Origin of the sequence: Methylobacterium sp. CB376, from assembly GCF_029714205.1 — a bacterium.
Classification (GTDB): domain Bacteria; phylum Pseudomonadota; class Alphaproteobacteria; order Rhizobiales; family Beijerinckiaceae; genus Methylobacterium.
On record NZ_CP121648.1, the window covers coordinates 7,512,325 to 7,524,899 of the forward strand.

At 72.5% G+C, this 12,575-nt stretch carries 12 protein-coding genes and 1 tRNA gene; 8 read left to right on the top strand and 5 right to left on the bottom strand.

The annotated features are described in order from the left end of the window. The first annotated feature begins 88 nt into the window (after positions 1-88). Entirely contained in the window at positions 89-622 is a 534-nt protein-coding gene (locus tag QA634_RS34525) for an RDD family protein (RefSeq protein ID WP_012336456.1), read from the top strand. Positions 623-739: 117 nt separating this feature from the next. Then, positions 740-1,486 (top strand): arginyltransferase, encoded by a 747-nt coding sequence (locus QA634_RS34530; protein ID WP_012336457.1) that lies wholly within the window; start codon positions 740-742, stop codon positions 1,484-1,486. A 28-nt stretch (positions 1,487-1,514) separates the two neighbouring features. Here the strand turns inward: QA634_RS34530 and QA634_RS34535 are convergent, their stop codons facing one another. Genes QA634_RS34535 through QA634_RS34545 form a run of 3 tightly spaced genes read right to left on the bottom strand, consistent with a single transcriptional unit; the run spans position 1,515 to position 3,959 of the window. Further along, positions 1,515-2,330, bottom strand: a complete 816-nt coding sequence (locus QA634_RS34535) for a hypothetical protein (RefSeq protein WP_012336458.1) — start codon at positions 2,328-2,330, stop codon at positions 1,515-1,517. Continuing rightward, positions 2,327-3,379 carry an AAA family ATPase gene (locus QA634_RS34540; RefSeq protein ID WP_265576487.1) on the bottom strand — a complete coding sequence of 351 codons (1,053 nt, stop codon included), beginning with the start codon at positions 3,377-3,379 and terminating at the stop codon, positions 2,327-2,329. The genes QA634_RS34535 and QA634_RS34540 overlap by 4 nt, the downstream gene beginning before the upstream one ends. Positions 3,380-3,383: 4 nt before the next feature. Next, a complete protein-coding gene (locus QA634_RS34545) occupies positions 3,384-3,959 on the bottom strand; it encodes a hypothetical protein (RefSeq protein WP_265576488.1) in 576 nt (191 codons plus the stop codon). Positions 3,960-4,145: 186 nt separating this feature from the next. Here QA634_RS34545 and purB point away from each other — a divergent pair, with 186 nt between their 5' ends. From purB to QA634_RS34570, 5 genes are all read left to right on the top strand, one after another. Continuing rightward, the gene (gene purB / locus QA634_RS34550; protein WP_012336461.1) at positions 4,146-5,453 is read left to right on the top strand and encodes an adenylosuccinate lyase; all 1,308 of its coding nucleotides are present in this window, start codon (positions 4,146-4,148) and stop codon (positions 5,451-5,453) included. A 146-nt stretch (positions 5,454-5,599) separates the two neighbouring features. Then, positions 5,600-6,448: a D-amino-acid transaminase gene (locus QA634_RS34555; RefSeq protein ID WP_012336462.1), complete on the top strand. Its 849-nt coding sequence runs from the start codon at positions 5,600-5,602 to the stop codon at positions 6,446-6,448. 82 nt (positions 6,449-6,530) lie between these two features. Beyond that, positions 6,531-6,899: a hypothetical protein gene (locus QA634_RS34560; protein WP_012336463.1), complete on the top strand. Its 369-nt coding sequence runs from the start codon at positions 6,531-6,533 to the stop codon at positions 6,897-6,899. A gap of 221 nt (positions 6,900-7,120) precedes the next feature. Then, positions 7,121-8,413 (top strand): adenylosuccinate synthase, encoded by a 1,293-nt coding sequence (locus tag QA634_RS34565; protein ID WP_012336464.1) that lies wholly within the window; start codon positions 7,121-7,123, stop codon positions 8,411-8,413. Positions 8,414-8,523: 110 nt separating this feature from the next. Further along, entirely contained in the window at positions 8,524-9,768 is a 1,245-nt protein-coding gene (locus tag QA634_RS34570) for a hypothetical protein (protein ID WP_012336465.1), read from the top strand. 207 nt (positions 9,769-9,975) lie between these two features. On the opposite strand, the gene rpoH is transcribed toward QA634_RS34570, so the two are convergent. Both rpoH and QA634_RS34580 read right to left on the bottom strand, forming a co-directional pair. Then, positions 9,976-10,866, bottom strand: a complete 891-nt coding sequence (gene rpoH / locus QA634_RS34575; protein ID WP_012336466.1) for an RNA polymerase sigma factor RpoH — start codon at positions 10,864-10,866, stop codon at positions 9,976-9,978. Positions 10,867-11,089: 223 nt separating this feature from the next. Beyond that, positions 11,090-12,100: an RluA family pseudouridine synthase gene (locus QA634_RS34580; protein ID WP_012336467.1), complete on the bottom strand. Its 1,011-nt coding sequence runs from the start codon at positions 12,098-12,100 to the stop codon at positions 11,090-11,092. Positions 12,101-12,193: 93 nt separating this feature from the next. On the opposite strand from QA634_RS34580, the gene QA634_RS34585 reads away from it, so the two are divergent. After that, a tRNA-Glu gene (locus QA634_RS34585) sits at positions 12,194-12,269 on the top strand. The last annotated feature ends 306 nt before the right edge of the window (positions 12,270-12,575 follow it).

Here is a 12,575-nt window from a genome sequence, read left to right on the forward strand (position 1 = left end):
CCCGCCCGATGATGCGAAGGGCGGGTCTTGAGCGAGGCCGGCCGCGACGCCACTTGATCTTCGGAACGCACCCGAGGGAGCGCGGGCGATGGCGAATTCGTGGCAGGGCAACAACTGGCAGGACCCGTCCTGGCAGGGGCAGGGGCAGGGCTGGCAGGGGCAGGGCTACCCGCAGGCCGCGCCCGGCTACGGCACGCCTTTGCCCGTCGCGCACGCCTCGCTGACGCGGCGCTTCCTCGCCTACCTCCTCGACATCGTCTTCATCTTCGGCTTCACCTGCCTGCTCTGGCTCGCGATCGCCTTCCTGGGGGTGATCACCTTCGGCCTCGGCTGGACCCTGTTCGCGATCCTGCCGGCGAGCGGCATCCTCTACAGCGCGATGACCCTGGGCGGGGCCGGACAGAGCACCTACGGCATGCGGATGCTGGGATTGCGCGGCGTGCAGGCGGAGACCGGCGCCCCGGTCGACTGGATCACCGCGGGCGTGCACGCGCTGCTGTTCTACGTGGCGGTCTCGACCTTCCTGCTCTGGCTGTGCGACGTCGGCATCGGTCTCCTGCGGGCGGATCGCCGCACCGGCCACGACCTCGTCGTCGGCCTCGCGATCGTGCGCGTGGCCTGAGCGGGGGCTGGGGATGAGCCGGGAGCTTCGTGCGTGGGGCCTTGTTGAGCCGCCGAACGGGAGTGCTATGGTGGGGTCCGCGGTGCGCGCGCGCCGCCCCAGCGAGCGGTCCCCAGCGTGACGAGCCATCCGCGCGACGCCCCTCAGTTCTACCTCACGGCGCCCTCGCCCTGTCCCTACCTGCCGGGTCAGCACGAGCGGAAGGTGTTCACGCACCTGGTCGGGCGGCGCGCCCGCGACCTCAACGAGATCCTCACCCAGGGCGGCTTCCGCCGCTCGCAGACCATCGCCTACCGGCCGGCCTGCGAGACCTGCCGGGCCTGCGTCTCGGTGCGGGTGGTGGTGGGGGATTTCGAGCCGAGCGCGAGCCAGCGCCGGGTGCTGAAGCGCAACCGGGACCTCGTGGGCCAGCCGCAGCCGAACCGCCCGGCCTCGGAGCAGTACGCGCTGTTCCGCCGCTACCTCGACGCCCGGCACGGCGACGGCGGCATGGTCGACATGACCGTGCTCGACTACGCCATGATGGTCGAGGACAGCCACGTCGAGACGCACCTCGTCGTCTACCGCAAGCGCGGGCCGGACACGGCGATCAACGGCCGCGGGGTCGGGGCGCCGATCGCCGTCTGCCTGACCGACGTCCTCTCGGACGGGCTCTCGATGGTTTATTCCTTCTACGAGCCGTCCGAGGCCGACCGCTCCCTCGGCACCTTCATGATCCTCGACCACATCGAGCGGGCGCGGCTCCTCGGCCTGCCCTACCTCTATCTCGGCTACTGGGTCGAGGGTTCGCGCAAGATGGATTACAAGGCCAAGTTCGGGCCCCAGGAGCGCCTGATGCCGCAGGGCTGGGCGCGGGTGGGCTGAGTTCGCCGAGGGAAGGCAGCCCGGTCGGTCATTCGGCGCGGTGGGGCGGCAGGATCGGGCGCAGGATCTCCCCTGGGCGGGCCGGCAGCGGGGTCGCGTCGCCGGGGCGGCGCACGAGGACGACGCCCCGCGCCGGACCGACCGGCTGGCCGTCGCGCCAGCACCCGAAGTACGCGGTGATGCGGGAGAGGCCTGGCGTCAGGTCCAGCGCGACCGGCGGGACGTCGCGCGTCGTCCCCTCGCCGAGGTTCACGCTCACGACGGAGAACAGCCGCTGGCCGGCGACGATCAGGCGGCGCAGGCAATCGGCCGGCGGACCCGCGCCGCGCTCGATCCGCATCCCGAAGCCGTAGGAGCCCGGAGCCGGCACGGCCAGGAGGGCATTCGCCGTTCCGAGGTAGTTCGCGGGCGCGGCCGCGACGCTCGCGGTCAGGATCGGCCCCATGTCGAGTTGCGCGTCCTCGACCGTGAACCGGCCCGAGGGGGTCGGCGCCACGGTGATCTCCAGGCTCGGGCTCATCTCCACCTTGTGCAGGGTCCCGTACCAGCCCGTCTCGTAGCCGACATAGCCTCCGCCCGCCCGCGCGGCGGGCAGCGGGGCGACCGGCGGCTCGGCGCGCAGGGGCCCGGACGGAAGCGGGCCGGCATGCGGCTCCGCCCAGGGAGGCGGGGCTGGGCGCGCCGGCGCGGGCGCCTCCGCCACCGCGAGGCCGAACCAGAGCGCGGCCGCGACGGCGGCGCCCAGCAGCGGCATCGGCCCGAGCAGGAAGGCGGCCCGATAGGTGCCGTCCCGCTGCCAGAGACGGCGGTGGATGTAGGCGAGCTTGGCAAGGGCCGCGCTCATGCGGCACGCCCCGTCGCCGCCTCGACGTCGGCGGCGGTGAGGGTCGCGAGATCGACGCTGCCGGCACCGAGAAGCGGCCCGATCCTGACCGCCTGCGCCTCCCGCGCGCGTTCGAGCAAGGTTCGGGCGGTCCGGGCATTCGCGAAGCTCGGTCGCGCGCGCTCGCGCGCGAAGGAGGCCCTCAGGCGCGCGTCGCACCCGTCCTCGAAGCGCAGCCCCTCCGCTTCGGCCATCGCCCGGATGATCGCGAGCAGTTCGTCGTCGTAGGGCGCGAAGGCCAGGGTCTTCGTGAAGCGCGAGGGCAGGCCGGGATTGCTGCGCAGGAAGTCCTGCAGCGGTTCCGGGTAGCCCGCGACGATGACGACCAGCCGGTCGCGCTGGTCCTCCATCTCCTTGAGGAGGGTGTCGATCGCCTCCTGGCCGAACGCGTCGCCCTGCCGCGGCGCGAGCGCGTAGGCCTCGTCGATGAACAGCACCCCGTCGAGCGCCTCGGCGATGCGCTGGCGCGTCTTGAGCGCGGTCTGGCCGACATAGCCCGCCACCAGCCCGGAGCGGTCGGTCTCGACGATGTGGCCGCTCTCGAGAACCCCGAGTTCGCGCAGGGCGGCGCCGTACAGGCGGGCGACCACGGTCTTGCCGACGCCCGGCGGGCCCGTGAACACCATGTGCAGGGAGAGGGGGCTGACCCGCATCCCCGCGTCGCGGCGGGCGGCCTCGACCTTGAGGCGCTCGATCAACGTGCGGAGTTCCGCCTTCACCTCGGCGAGGCCGATCAGCCGGTCGAGCGAAGCGACGGCCTCGTGCGGGCCGGTCGGGACGACGCGGAAGGCGCCCGGGCGCGTGCCGGCGACAAGCGGCCAGAGCCGCATCACGCGCGAGACCGCGCAGGCATTCGCATCCGCGACCAGGGTTGCGAGCGAGCCGTAGCCCAGCCAGGCCGGGACGGTCGGCGTGATGCGGAACACCGACAGGATGGACAGGCCCACCATCGCGAGCATGCACAGGCTGACGACCGGTGTCGGACCGAGCTGGTCGCGAAGCCACCTCAAGGGCTTAGCCATCGGCGCGGCCGCAGCGCGCGGAGGGGCGCCACGTCACCGGCTGGGTCGCCTCGCCCGCTCCCGGCGGGACCTGCCACGCCGGCATCAGCGCGAGGGTCGCGGCGCCGCCCGCGCGGAAGACCGCGAGGGTGCCGCGTCCCGCCTCGTAGGGTGCCGGATAGGGGATCGCGACGCGGCGCGGGGCATCGGGCAGGCTGAAGGCGGGAGAGACGTAGGGGCCCGACCGCAGCCGGATCGACCCCGCCGCCGCCTTCGGTGCGCGCACGATCGACACCCAGGCGAGCCTCACGGCGCAGCGTTCGCGCCGCTGCCGGATCTGCGCGACCAGGGGATCCGACGGGTCGAGCGTCGCCACGGCATCCTGAAGATCCTCCGGGGCGACCTCGTCGAGGAGGCTCACCGACGCGGCGTCTGGACCGGTCGCCTGCCGCGTGGCGGGCAGGATCCAGAACCAGCCGAGGAGCGCGGTCAGCACCGCGACCGCGGCGGCCGGCCCGGCACCCGGCCATCCGGCCGCCTCCCGACCCGCCGCGCGGGCATTCCCGTCCGGTCCGGCCAATCCAGCCATGCTCCGCATCCCGAAGACAGCGCCTCGCCGCGGCGACGCATCCCAACTGCCGCAACGTCAAGTTAGGGCATGCGGTCGCCTCGCGGGTCAAGGCGGTTCGCGGCGGCGCGGCGGCGCGTTGAGCCCCTCCCCGCCCCGTGCTACCCGCGCCCGCATGCTCAGATCCTTCCGCATGCGAGGCGCCCGATGATCCCCCGTTACAGCCGCCCCGAGATGACGGCGATCTGGTCGCCGGAGACGCGCTTCCGGATCTGGTTCGAGATCGAGGCGCACGCCACCACGGCGCTCGCCGAGATCGGCGTCGTGCCGAGGGAGGCCGCGGAGACGATCTGGGAGAAGGGCCGCGACGCGGTCTTCGACGTGGCGCGCATCGACGAGATCGAGCGCGTCACCAAGCACGACGTGATCGCGTTCCTGACCCACCTCGCCGAGATCGTCGGGCCGGAGGCCCGCTTCGTCCACCAGGGCATGACCTCGTCGGACGTGCTCGACACCTGCCTCAACGTGCAGCTGGTGCGCGCCACCGACCTCCTCCTGGCGGATCTCGACGGGCTGCTCGCCGCCCTGCGGCGCCGGGCCTTCGAGCACAAGCTCACCCCGACCATCGGCCGCTCGCACGGCATCCACGCCGAGCCGGTCACCTTCGGGCTGAAGCTCGCCCAGGCCCACGCGGAATTCGCCCGCGCCCGCGAGCGGCTCGTCGCGGCCCGGCGCGAGGTCGCGACCTGCGCGATCTCGGGCGCCGTCGGCACCTTCGCCAATATCGACCCGCGGGTCGAGGAATACGTGGCCGAGAAGATGGGCCTGACGCCCGAGCCCGTCTCGACCCAGGTCATCCCCCGCGACCGCCACGCCATGTACTTCGCGACGCTCGGCGTGATCGCCTCCTCGATCGAGCGGCTGGCGATCGAGGTGCGCCACCTGCAGCGCACGGAGGTGCTGGAGGCGGAGGAGTACTTCTCCGAGGGCCAGAAGGGCTCCTCGGCCATGCCGCACAAGCGCAACCCGGTCCTGACGGAGAACCTGACCGGGCTCGCCCGCATGGTGCGCGCCTACGCGCTGCCGGCGATGGAGAACGTCGCCCTCTGGCACGAGCGCGACATCTCGCATTCCTCGGTCGAGCGGATGATCGGGCCGGACGCCACCGTCACCCTCGACTTCGCCCTGGCGCGGCTCACCGGGGTGATCGACAGGCTGCTCGTCTATCCGGACAACATGCAGCGCAACCTCGACCGGCTCGGCGGCCTCGTCCACTCGCAGCGCGTGCTGCTGGCCCTGACCCAGGCCGGCCTGTCGCGGGAGGACGCCTATCGGCTCGTGCAGCGCAACGCGATGCCGGTCTGGCGCGGCGAGGGCGAGTTCCTGACCCTGCTCAAGGCCGATCCGGAGGTGAGCGCGGCGCTCTCGCCCGAGGCGATCGAGGCCTGCTTCGACCTCGGCTACCATTACAAGCACGTCGACACGATCTTCCGCCGCGTCTTCGGCGAGAGCTGAGGGCCGCTCGGCCCCCGGGGACGCCCCTCCCCGAGCCCCGGGGCGGCGCAACCGCCTCCCCCGCATGCCGGAGGCCCGCGGAATGCGCTTGCGGCGGGATCGTCTCCGATGCTTGAAGGAAAAGCTGCCCCGCAGGACCATCACCCATGTCGCGCATCGTCTACGTCAACGGCCGCTTCCTCCCCTACGCCGAGGCGGCGATCCCGATCATGGATCGCGGCTTCCTGTTCGCGGACGGGATCTACGAGGTCAGCGCGGTGCTGAACGGCCGGCTCGTCGACAACGCGGCGCATCTCGACCGCCTCGACCGCTCGCTCCGGGAGATCGGCATCGCCAATCCCTTCGATCAGGAGGGCTGGACCGCCCTGGAGGAGGGGCTCGTGGCGCGCAACGGCCTCAAGGAAGGCCTCGTCTACATGCAGGTCACGCGCGGCGTCCACGAGCGGGACTTCCCCTTCCCGCCCGCCGGCACGCCCCCGACCGTGGTGATGTTCACGCAGGAGAAGAGCGTCGCGGCCAACCCCCTGGCCGAGCGCGGCGCCAAGGTGATCTCGGTCGAGGACCTGCGCTGGAAGCGCCGGGACATCAAGTCGGTGGCGCTCCTCGCGCAGGTGCTGGCCAAGCAGCAGGCGGCGGCGGCCGGCGCCAACGAGGCCTGGATGCACGAGGACGGCTTCGTCACCGAGGGCGGCTCCTCCACGGCCTTCATCATCACGGAGGACGGGCGCATCGTCACCCGGCCGCTCTCGACCGCGATCCTGCCCGGCATCACCCGCGAGGCCGTGATCCGCCTCGCCGCCGAGGCCGGCCTGACCATCGAGGAGCGCCCCTTCTCCCTCGACGAGGCGCTGCGGGCCGCGGAGGCGTTCTTCACCAGCGCCTCGGCCCTGGTGATGCCGGTGGTCGAGATCGACGGCCAGCGCGTCGGCGGCGGCCAGCCCGGGCCCCACACCCGCCGCCTGCGCGGGCTCTACCTGGAGATGGCGACCGCCTGAGGTCCCGCGCCGGCCTCCTGAGCTTTGCCGGAACCGGACGGCGCCCCGCCCGGTTTCCCTGGCGAGACCTCAGGAGAGAGAGATGCCGAAGCTGACGCACGGTGCCGTGCTCGCGCTCGCCGCGCTGATGGGCACCGCGGGCCTCACCACCGCGGGCTTCACGACCGCGGGCTTGGCCCAAACGCCCGGCGCGCCGCTCCAGGGGCGGGACACCTCGCCCCTGCCGCCGCCGAACGAGCGCATCCCCGAGAAGATGCGCCCGCCCTCCGATACCGACGCGACCGGCTCGACCCTCAGCGACAGGCTGGAGAGGTCGGACGGCGTGCTGAAGCCGCCGACCTCCGCCACGCCCGACATGACCGTGAAGCCGCCGGTGCCCGACCCGAACTCCACCCGGGTGATCAGGCCGGGCGACCTGCCGGGCAACGGGCCGGCGACCGAGGCCAAGTAGGCGCGAGGCCAAGCAGGCGAGGCCAAGTAGGCGAGGCCAAGTAGGCGAGGCCAAGTCGGCGAGGCCAAGTCGGCGCGAGGCCGAGCAGGCGGGTCGGGCGGCGCGCGGCGTTCCCCGGCCTTCCTTGATTTCCCGGCCCGGATCGCCCAAGACCGCCCGATGCGACAGCCCCGGCCCGCCGCCGGGGCTGTCCGTCTGCGTGCACAGGATCGGATCAGAGGATGGCGAACGTCGTCGTCGTGGGCGCCCAGTGGGGCGACGAGGGCAAGGGCAAGATCGTCGACTGGCTCGCCGAGCAGGCCGACGTGGTGGTGCGCTTCCAGGGCGGCCACAATGCCGGCCACACGCTCGTGATCGACGGGGTGACCTACAAGCTGTCGCTGCTCCCCTCCGGCGTCGTGCGCGGCGGGACGCTCTCGGTGATCGGCAACGGGGTCGTGGTCGATCCCTGGCACCTCGTCGACGAGATCGCGCGGATCGGCACGCAGGGCGTCTCGATCACGCCCGAGACCCTGCGCATCGCGGACAACGCGACCCTGATCCTGCCGCTGCACCGCGAGCTCGACCATTTCCGCGAAACCGCCAACGCCACCCTGAAGATCGGCACCACGAAGCGCGGCATCGGCCCGGCCTACGAGGACAAGGTGGGGCGGCGCGCCATCCGGGTGGTCGACCTCGCCGACGAGGCGCTCCTCGGCGCCAAGATCGAGCGGCTCCTCGCCCACCACAACGCCCTGCGGCGCGGCCTCGGCATCGAGGAGGTGGACGGGGCGGCGCTCAAGGCCGAGCTCCTCGCGATCGCTCCCAAGATCCTGCCCTACGCCGACACGGTGTGGGTGCTCCTCGACGAGGCGCGGCGCGGCGGCCAGCGCATCCTGTTCGAGGGGGCACAGGGCGCGCTCCTCGACGTCGATCACGGCACCTACCCCTACGTCACGTCCTCGAACATCGTCGCCGCGCAGGCCGCGACCGGGTCGGGCCTCGGCCCCTCGGCGATCGGCTACGTGCTCGGCATCGTCAAGGCCTACACGACCCGGGTGGGCGAGGGCCCCTTCCCGACCGAACTCACCGACGCGATCGGCGAGAAGATCGGCGAGCGCGGCCGCGAGTTCGGCGTGGTCACGGGCCGCAAGCGCCGCTGCGGCTGGTTCGACGCCGCCCTCGTCCGCCAGACCGTGCGCACCTCCGGCATCGACGGGATCGCGCTCACCAAGCTCGACATCCTGGACGGGTTCGAGACGATCAAGATCTGCACCGGCTACCGCCTCGACGGCAGGCTGATCGACCACCTGCCGGCGAGTCAGGCGGACCAGGCCCGGGTCGAGCCGGTCTACGAGACCATCGACGGCTGGTTCGAGACCACCGCGGGCGCGCGCTCCTGGGCCGAACTGCCCGCCCAGGCGATCAAGTACGTGCGGCGCATCGAGGAGCTGATCGGCGCCACGGTCGCCCTGCTGTCGACCTCGCCCGAGCGCGACGACACCATCCTGGTCCACAATCCCTTCGAGGATTGAGGCCGGTCGGCTTTGCCCTTCGAGGATTGAGGCCGGTCGGCTTTGCGGCCGGGTGTGGCGCCGCGAAGCTTGACGCGGCCGCTCTGCCGCGACATGGCAGGCGCCGGATCATGGCAGATTACTATCCCCTGCTCGCCCGGGCGCTCGACGCGCTGCCCGACCGCTCGCCGGACATGCGCGAGGCGGTCTACGAGCGCGCGCGCGCGGCCCTGACCGGGCAGCTGCGCTCCCTCGACCCTCCCCTCTCCGAGGAGGACATCGACGCGGAGCGCCGCTCCCTCGACGCCGCGATCGGCCGGCTCGAGGACGAGTTCGGCGCGAAGGTGCCCGAGCCTGCCGCCGCGGCCGCCGTCCCCGGCGAGGCGCCCGCGGCGGCGGTCGCGCCGGCGGCGGAGCCGCCTCCCCCGTCCGAGCCCGACCTGCCCGAGCCCGGGCCCCCGGTCGCCCTGAAGCTGCCCGAGCCCGAGCGCCCGCGCCCGGTCGAGACCGCGGCGGACCTCGCCCCCGACGATTCGCCGGCCCGGCAGCGGCCGCGCATCGACGTGGTGCGGCCCAAGGGGGACCGCTCGCGCCTGTTGCGCAACGGCATCGTGGCGGCGGCGCTGGCGGCCGTGATCGGCGCCATCGCGGCGGCGGCCTGGTCGCTGCGCGACACCCCCGCGACCGTGCAGTCGAAGATCAGCGAGAACGCCGCCGAGCGCCCGCCCGAGCCGCAGGATTCCAAATTCGCCGACCGCGTCGGGGGCGAGCGCGCGCCGGCCGCGCCCCCCGTGGCGGCGGCGGCCCCGCCGCCGACCCGCGCCGGCGCCCCCGACATCACCATCGCCCAGCGCGCCACCCTCTACGAGGAGGCCGGCGGACCGAATAACGGGCCGCGGGCGGCCGCCGGCCAGGTGGTCTGGCGCCTCGATGCGGTCAATGCCGGCCAGGGTCAGCCGCTGCAGACGGTGGTCCGCGCCACCGCGGAAGCGCAGGAGGCCGGCCTGACCGTGGCCATGGTGATCCGCCGCAACACCGACGCGACCCTGCCGGCCTCGCACGTGATCGAGCTGACCTTCACCCCGACCGACCCCTCGCGCAATGTCCGCGACGTCGGCCTGCTGCAGTTCAAGGACGACGAGAGCGCCCGCGGCTCCCCGGTCTCCGGCCTGCCGGTGCCCGTGCGCGAGAACATCTTCCTGATCGGCCTCTCGAACCTCAAGGGCGACATCGAGCGCAACACCGACCTGATGCTGCGGCGCAACTGGATCGACCTGCCGATCCGCTACGCCTCGGGCGGGCGGGCGATCCTGACCTTCGAGAAGGGCAGCGCCGGCGACCGGGTGATGCGCGAGGCCTTCGAGCAGTGGAAGTGAGCCGCGCGGCGTCGCACGGCCCGCCGGGCACGGCCTGATCCGCTTCCCGGACGGTCACGTCCGGACAACGTCCGACACGCCCGTGCGGCGCCTGAGCGAAACCCAAATCCGCATGGCGACGCAATCCGTCGGATCTCGTACGACCCGTCGCGACGCGCCCCAGGGCGCTTCGCGCCGTCGCGGAACGGCGCCGCCGGCGGAAGGTCTCTAGGCCGGCACGCTCGTCCGCGCGGTCTCGCGGCTGGCGAGGTTGCGCTTCACGGCGTCCTGAACCTTCTCGAACGCCCTGACCTCGATCTGGCGCACCCGCTCGCGGGAGACGCCGAACTCGCTCGACAGGTCCTCCAGGGTGATCGGCTCCTCGGCGAGGCGCCGGGCCTCGAAGATGCGCCGCTCGCGCGGGTTGAGCACGCTGAGCGCGTCCCGCAGGGCGGCGAGGCGGTTCTGCCCCTCCTCCTCGCGGGCGAGCACGGCTTCCTGGCTCGGGCTGTCATCCACCAGCCAATCCTGCCACTCGCCCTCGCCCTCCTCGCGCAGGGGGGCGTTGAGCGAGGCGTCGCCGCTGAGGCGGCGGTTCATCTCGATCACGTCCTGCTCGGGCACGCCGAGGCGCGTGGCGATCTGCTTCACCTGCTCGGGGCGCAGGTCGCCCTCGTCGAGGGCCGAGATGCGGCCCTTCGCCTTGCGCAGGTTGAAGAACAGCTTCTTCTGGTTCGCGGTCGTGCCCATCTTCACGAGCGACCACGAGCGCAGGATGTATTCTTGAATCGCCGCCTTGATCCACCACATGGCATAGGTGGCCAGGCGGAAGCCCTTGTCGGGGTCGAAGCGCTTCACGGCCTGCATCAGGCCGACATTGCCCTCGGACACGACCTCGCCGATCGGCAGGCCGTAGCCGCGATAGCCCATCGCGATCTTGGCGACGAGGCGCAGGTGGGACGTGACCAGCTTGTGGGCCGCCTCGCGGTCTCCGTGCTCGCGCCAGCTCTTGGCGAGCATGTACTCCTCCGTCGGCTCCAGCATTGGGAAGCGACGGATCTCGTCGAGATAGCGGGACAGGCCCCCCTCATTGGCGAGCACCGGCAGTGCAGCAGCCATTCAAACCTCCTGGAAGCTCCCCGGCGAGGGCGAGCGCGAACGGCCTCCGAGCGGCCGGCCGTCCGAACGGCCTTTATAGCAGGCCGGGGCGCCGGCGGGTAGCGACGGACGGGTGGTCCGCCGCGATCAACGCGCAACCCTCGGGTTGGTGCATGCGTCGCGATGCGCCGCGCCGCCGCCGGCGTTGGGGCGGCGGAGGCGCGGGAGCGTGCCGCTGCGGCGCTCAGACGCGGGCCGCGCCCCCGGCATGCGGGCCGAGCGCCGCGACGAGCCGCGCGAGGTCGGCGGGCAGCGGGCTCTCGAAGCGCAGGACCGCGTGGCTGCGCGGATGGACGAAGCCCAGCACGGCCGCGTGCAGCGCCTGCCGGCCGAGGGCGTCGAGGGCCTCCCGCGCCTCCGGATCGAGGCGGGCGGCCTTGGTGCGGAAGGCCGCCCCGTAGGTTCTGTCGCCGAGCAGCGGGTGACCGCGATGCGCGAGGTGGACGCGGATCTGGTGCGTGCGTCCCGTCTCCAGCCGGCAGCGGATCTGACCGACCGGCTCGCGCGCCCCGAGGACGGCCTCGGTGCGGTAATGCGTGACCGCATGGCGGCCCTGCTCCGGGCGCACGACCGCGATCTTCTCGCGGTTGCGCTCGGAGCGCGCCAGGGCGGCGTCGATCGTGCCGTTGCGGGGCGCGGGCACGCCCCAGACCAGGGCGAGGTAGGCGCGCTCCAGCATGCCCGAGCGCCCGTGATCGGCGAATTGCAGGCTCAGGCCCGCATGGGCGAGGTCGTTCTTGGCGACGACCAGGAGGCCGCTCGTGTCCTTGTCGAGGCGGTGCACGATGCCGGGCCGGCGCACCCCGCCGATGCCCGAGAGGCTGGCCCCGCAATGGGCGATCAGGGCGTTGACGAGGGTCCCGTCCGGATGTCCGGGCGCCGGATGCACGACGAGGCCGGCGGGCTTGTCGATCACGATGAGGTCGTCGTCCTCGTAGACGATGGCGAGATCGCGCGCCTGCGCCGCGGGCGTCGCCGGCAGGGCCTGCGGCACCGCGACCGCCACGCGCTGCCCGCCCGCGACCTTCACGGCCCCGTCCCGGATCTCCGCCCCGTCGAGGCGCACCCCGCCCTCGCGGATCAGTCCCTGGAGGCGGTTGCGCGAGAGGTCGGGCCACAGGCGGGCGAGCGCGCGGTCGAGGCGCTCGGGCGCCCCGCCTGCCGGAATCTCCGAGACCCTGACCTCGTTCTCCACCCTGCACTCCCGTCGAAAAGCGTCCGCCCGCTGCGTTTTCAGGCTTGTGCAGCCGGGAGCCCGTCGCTATACCCCCGCTCACCGCTCGGGCAAGCTCCCATCGTCTAGCGGTCTAGGACGTCGCCCTCTCACGGCGAAAACAGGGGTTCGAGTCCCCTTGGGAGCGCCATATCTATCAAGCACTTAGCTTGTACTGGCCTGAGGCGTGTCCAACGCATGTCCCATATATGTGCATGGACAGAGGTGGACCTGGTCCCTGTTCAGTTTCATGTCAGAATGCCGATCGCTCTCAGCCCCGAGCCCTCCGGCTATCACGTCTGAAGACGGGTCCAGCGGTCCTCAATAGCCTTCTGCCTTAGCAGCCCAACTATATCGGCGAGATCGGGACGGTCCGGTTCTCCGTGCTCCGGTATCTTGTCCAGCGCATGGTGGGCGGGAGCCTGCACGCCATCGAGGGTGGTTGGCCGGATCGTGA

Excerpts from the sequence above, each read along its gene's own strand:
- QA634_RS34525 (WP_012336456.1), top strand. The coding sequence starts at position 89 with ATGGCGAATTCGTGGCAGGGCAACAACTGGCAGGACCCGTCCTGGCAG.
- QA634_RS34535 (WP_012336458.1), bottom strand. The coding sequence starts at position 2,330 with ATGAGCGCGGCCCTTGCCAAGCTCGCCTACATCCACCGCCGTCTCTGG.
- QA634_RS34545 (WP_265576488.1), bottom strand. The coding sequence starts at position 3,959 with ATGGCTGGATTGGCCGGACCGGACGGGAATGCCCGCGCGGCGGGTCGG.
- purB (WP_012336461.1), top strand. The coding sequence starts at position 4,146 with ATGATCCCCCGTTACAGCCGCCCCGAGATGACGGCGATCTGGTCGCCG.
- QA634_RS34555 (WP_012336462.1), top strand. The coding sequence starts at position 5,600 with ATGTCGCGCATCGTCTACGTCAACGGCCGCTTCCTCCCCTACGCCGAG.
- QA634_RS34560 (WP_012336463.1), top strand. The coding sequence starts at position 6,531 with ATGCCGAAGCTGACGCACGGTGCCGTGCTCGCGCTCGCCGCGCTGATG.
- QA634_RS34565 (WP_012336464.1), top strand. The coding sequence starts at position 7,121 with ATGGCGAACGTCGTCGTCGTGGGCGCCCAGTGGGGCGACGAGGGCAAG.
- QA634_RS34570 (WP_012336465.1), top strand. The coding sequence starts at position 8,524 with ATGGCAGATTACTATCCCCTGCTCGCCCGGGCGCTCGACGCGCTGCCC.
- rpoH (WP_012336466.1), bottom strand. The coding sequence starts at position 10,866 with ATGGCTGCTGCACTGCCGGTGCTCGCCAATGAGGGGGGCCTGTCCCGC.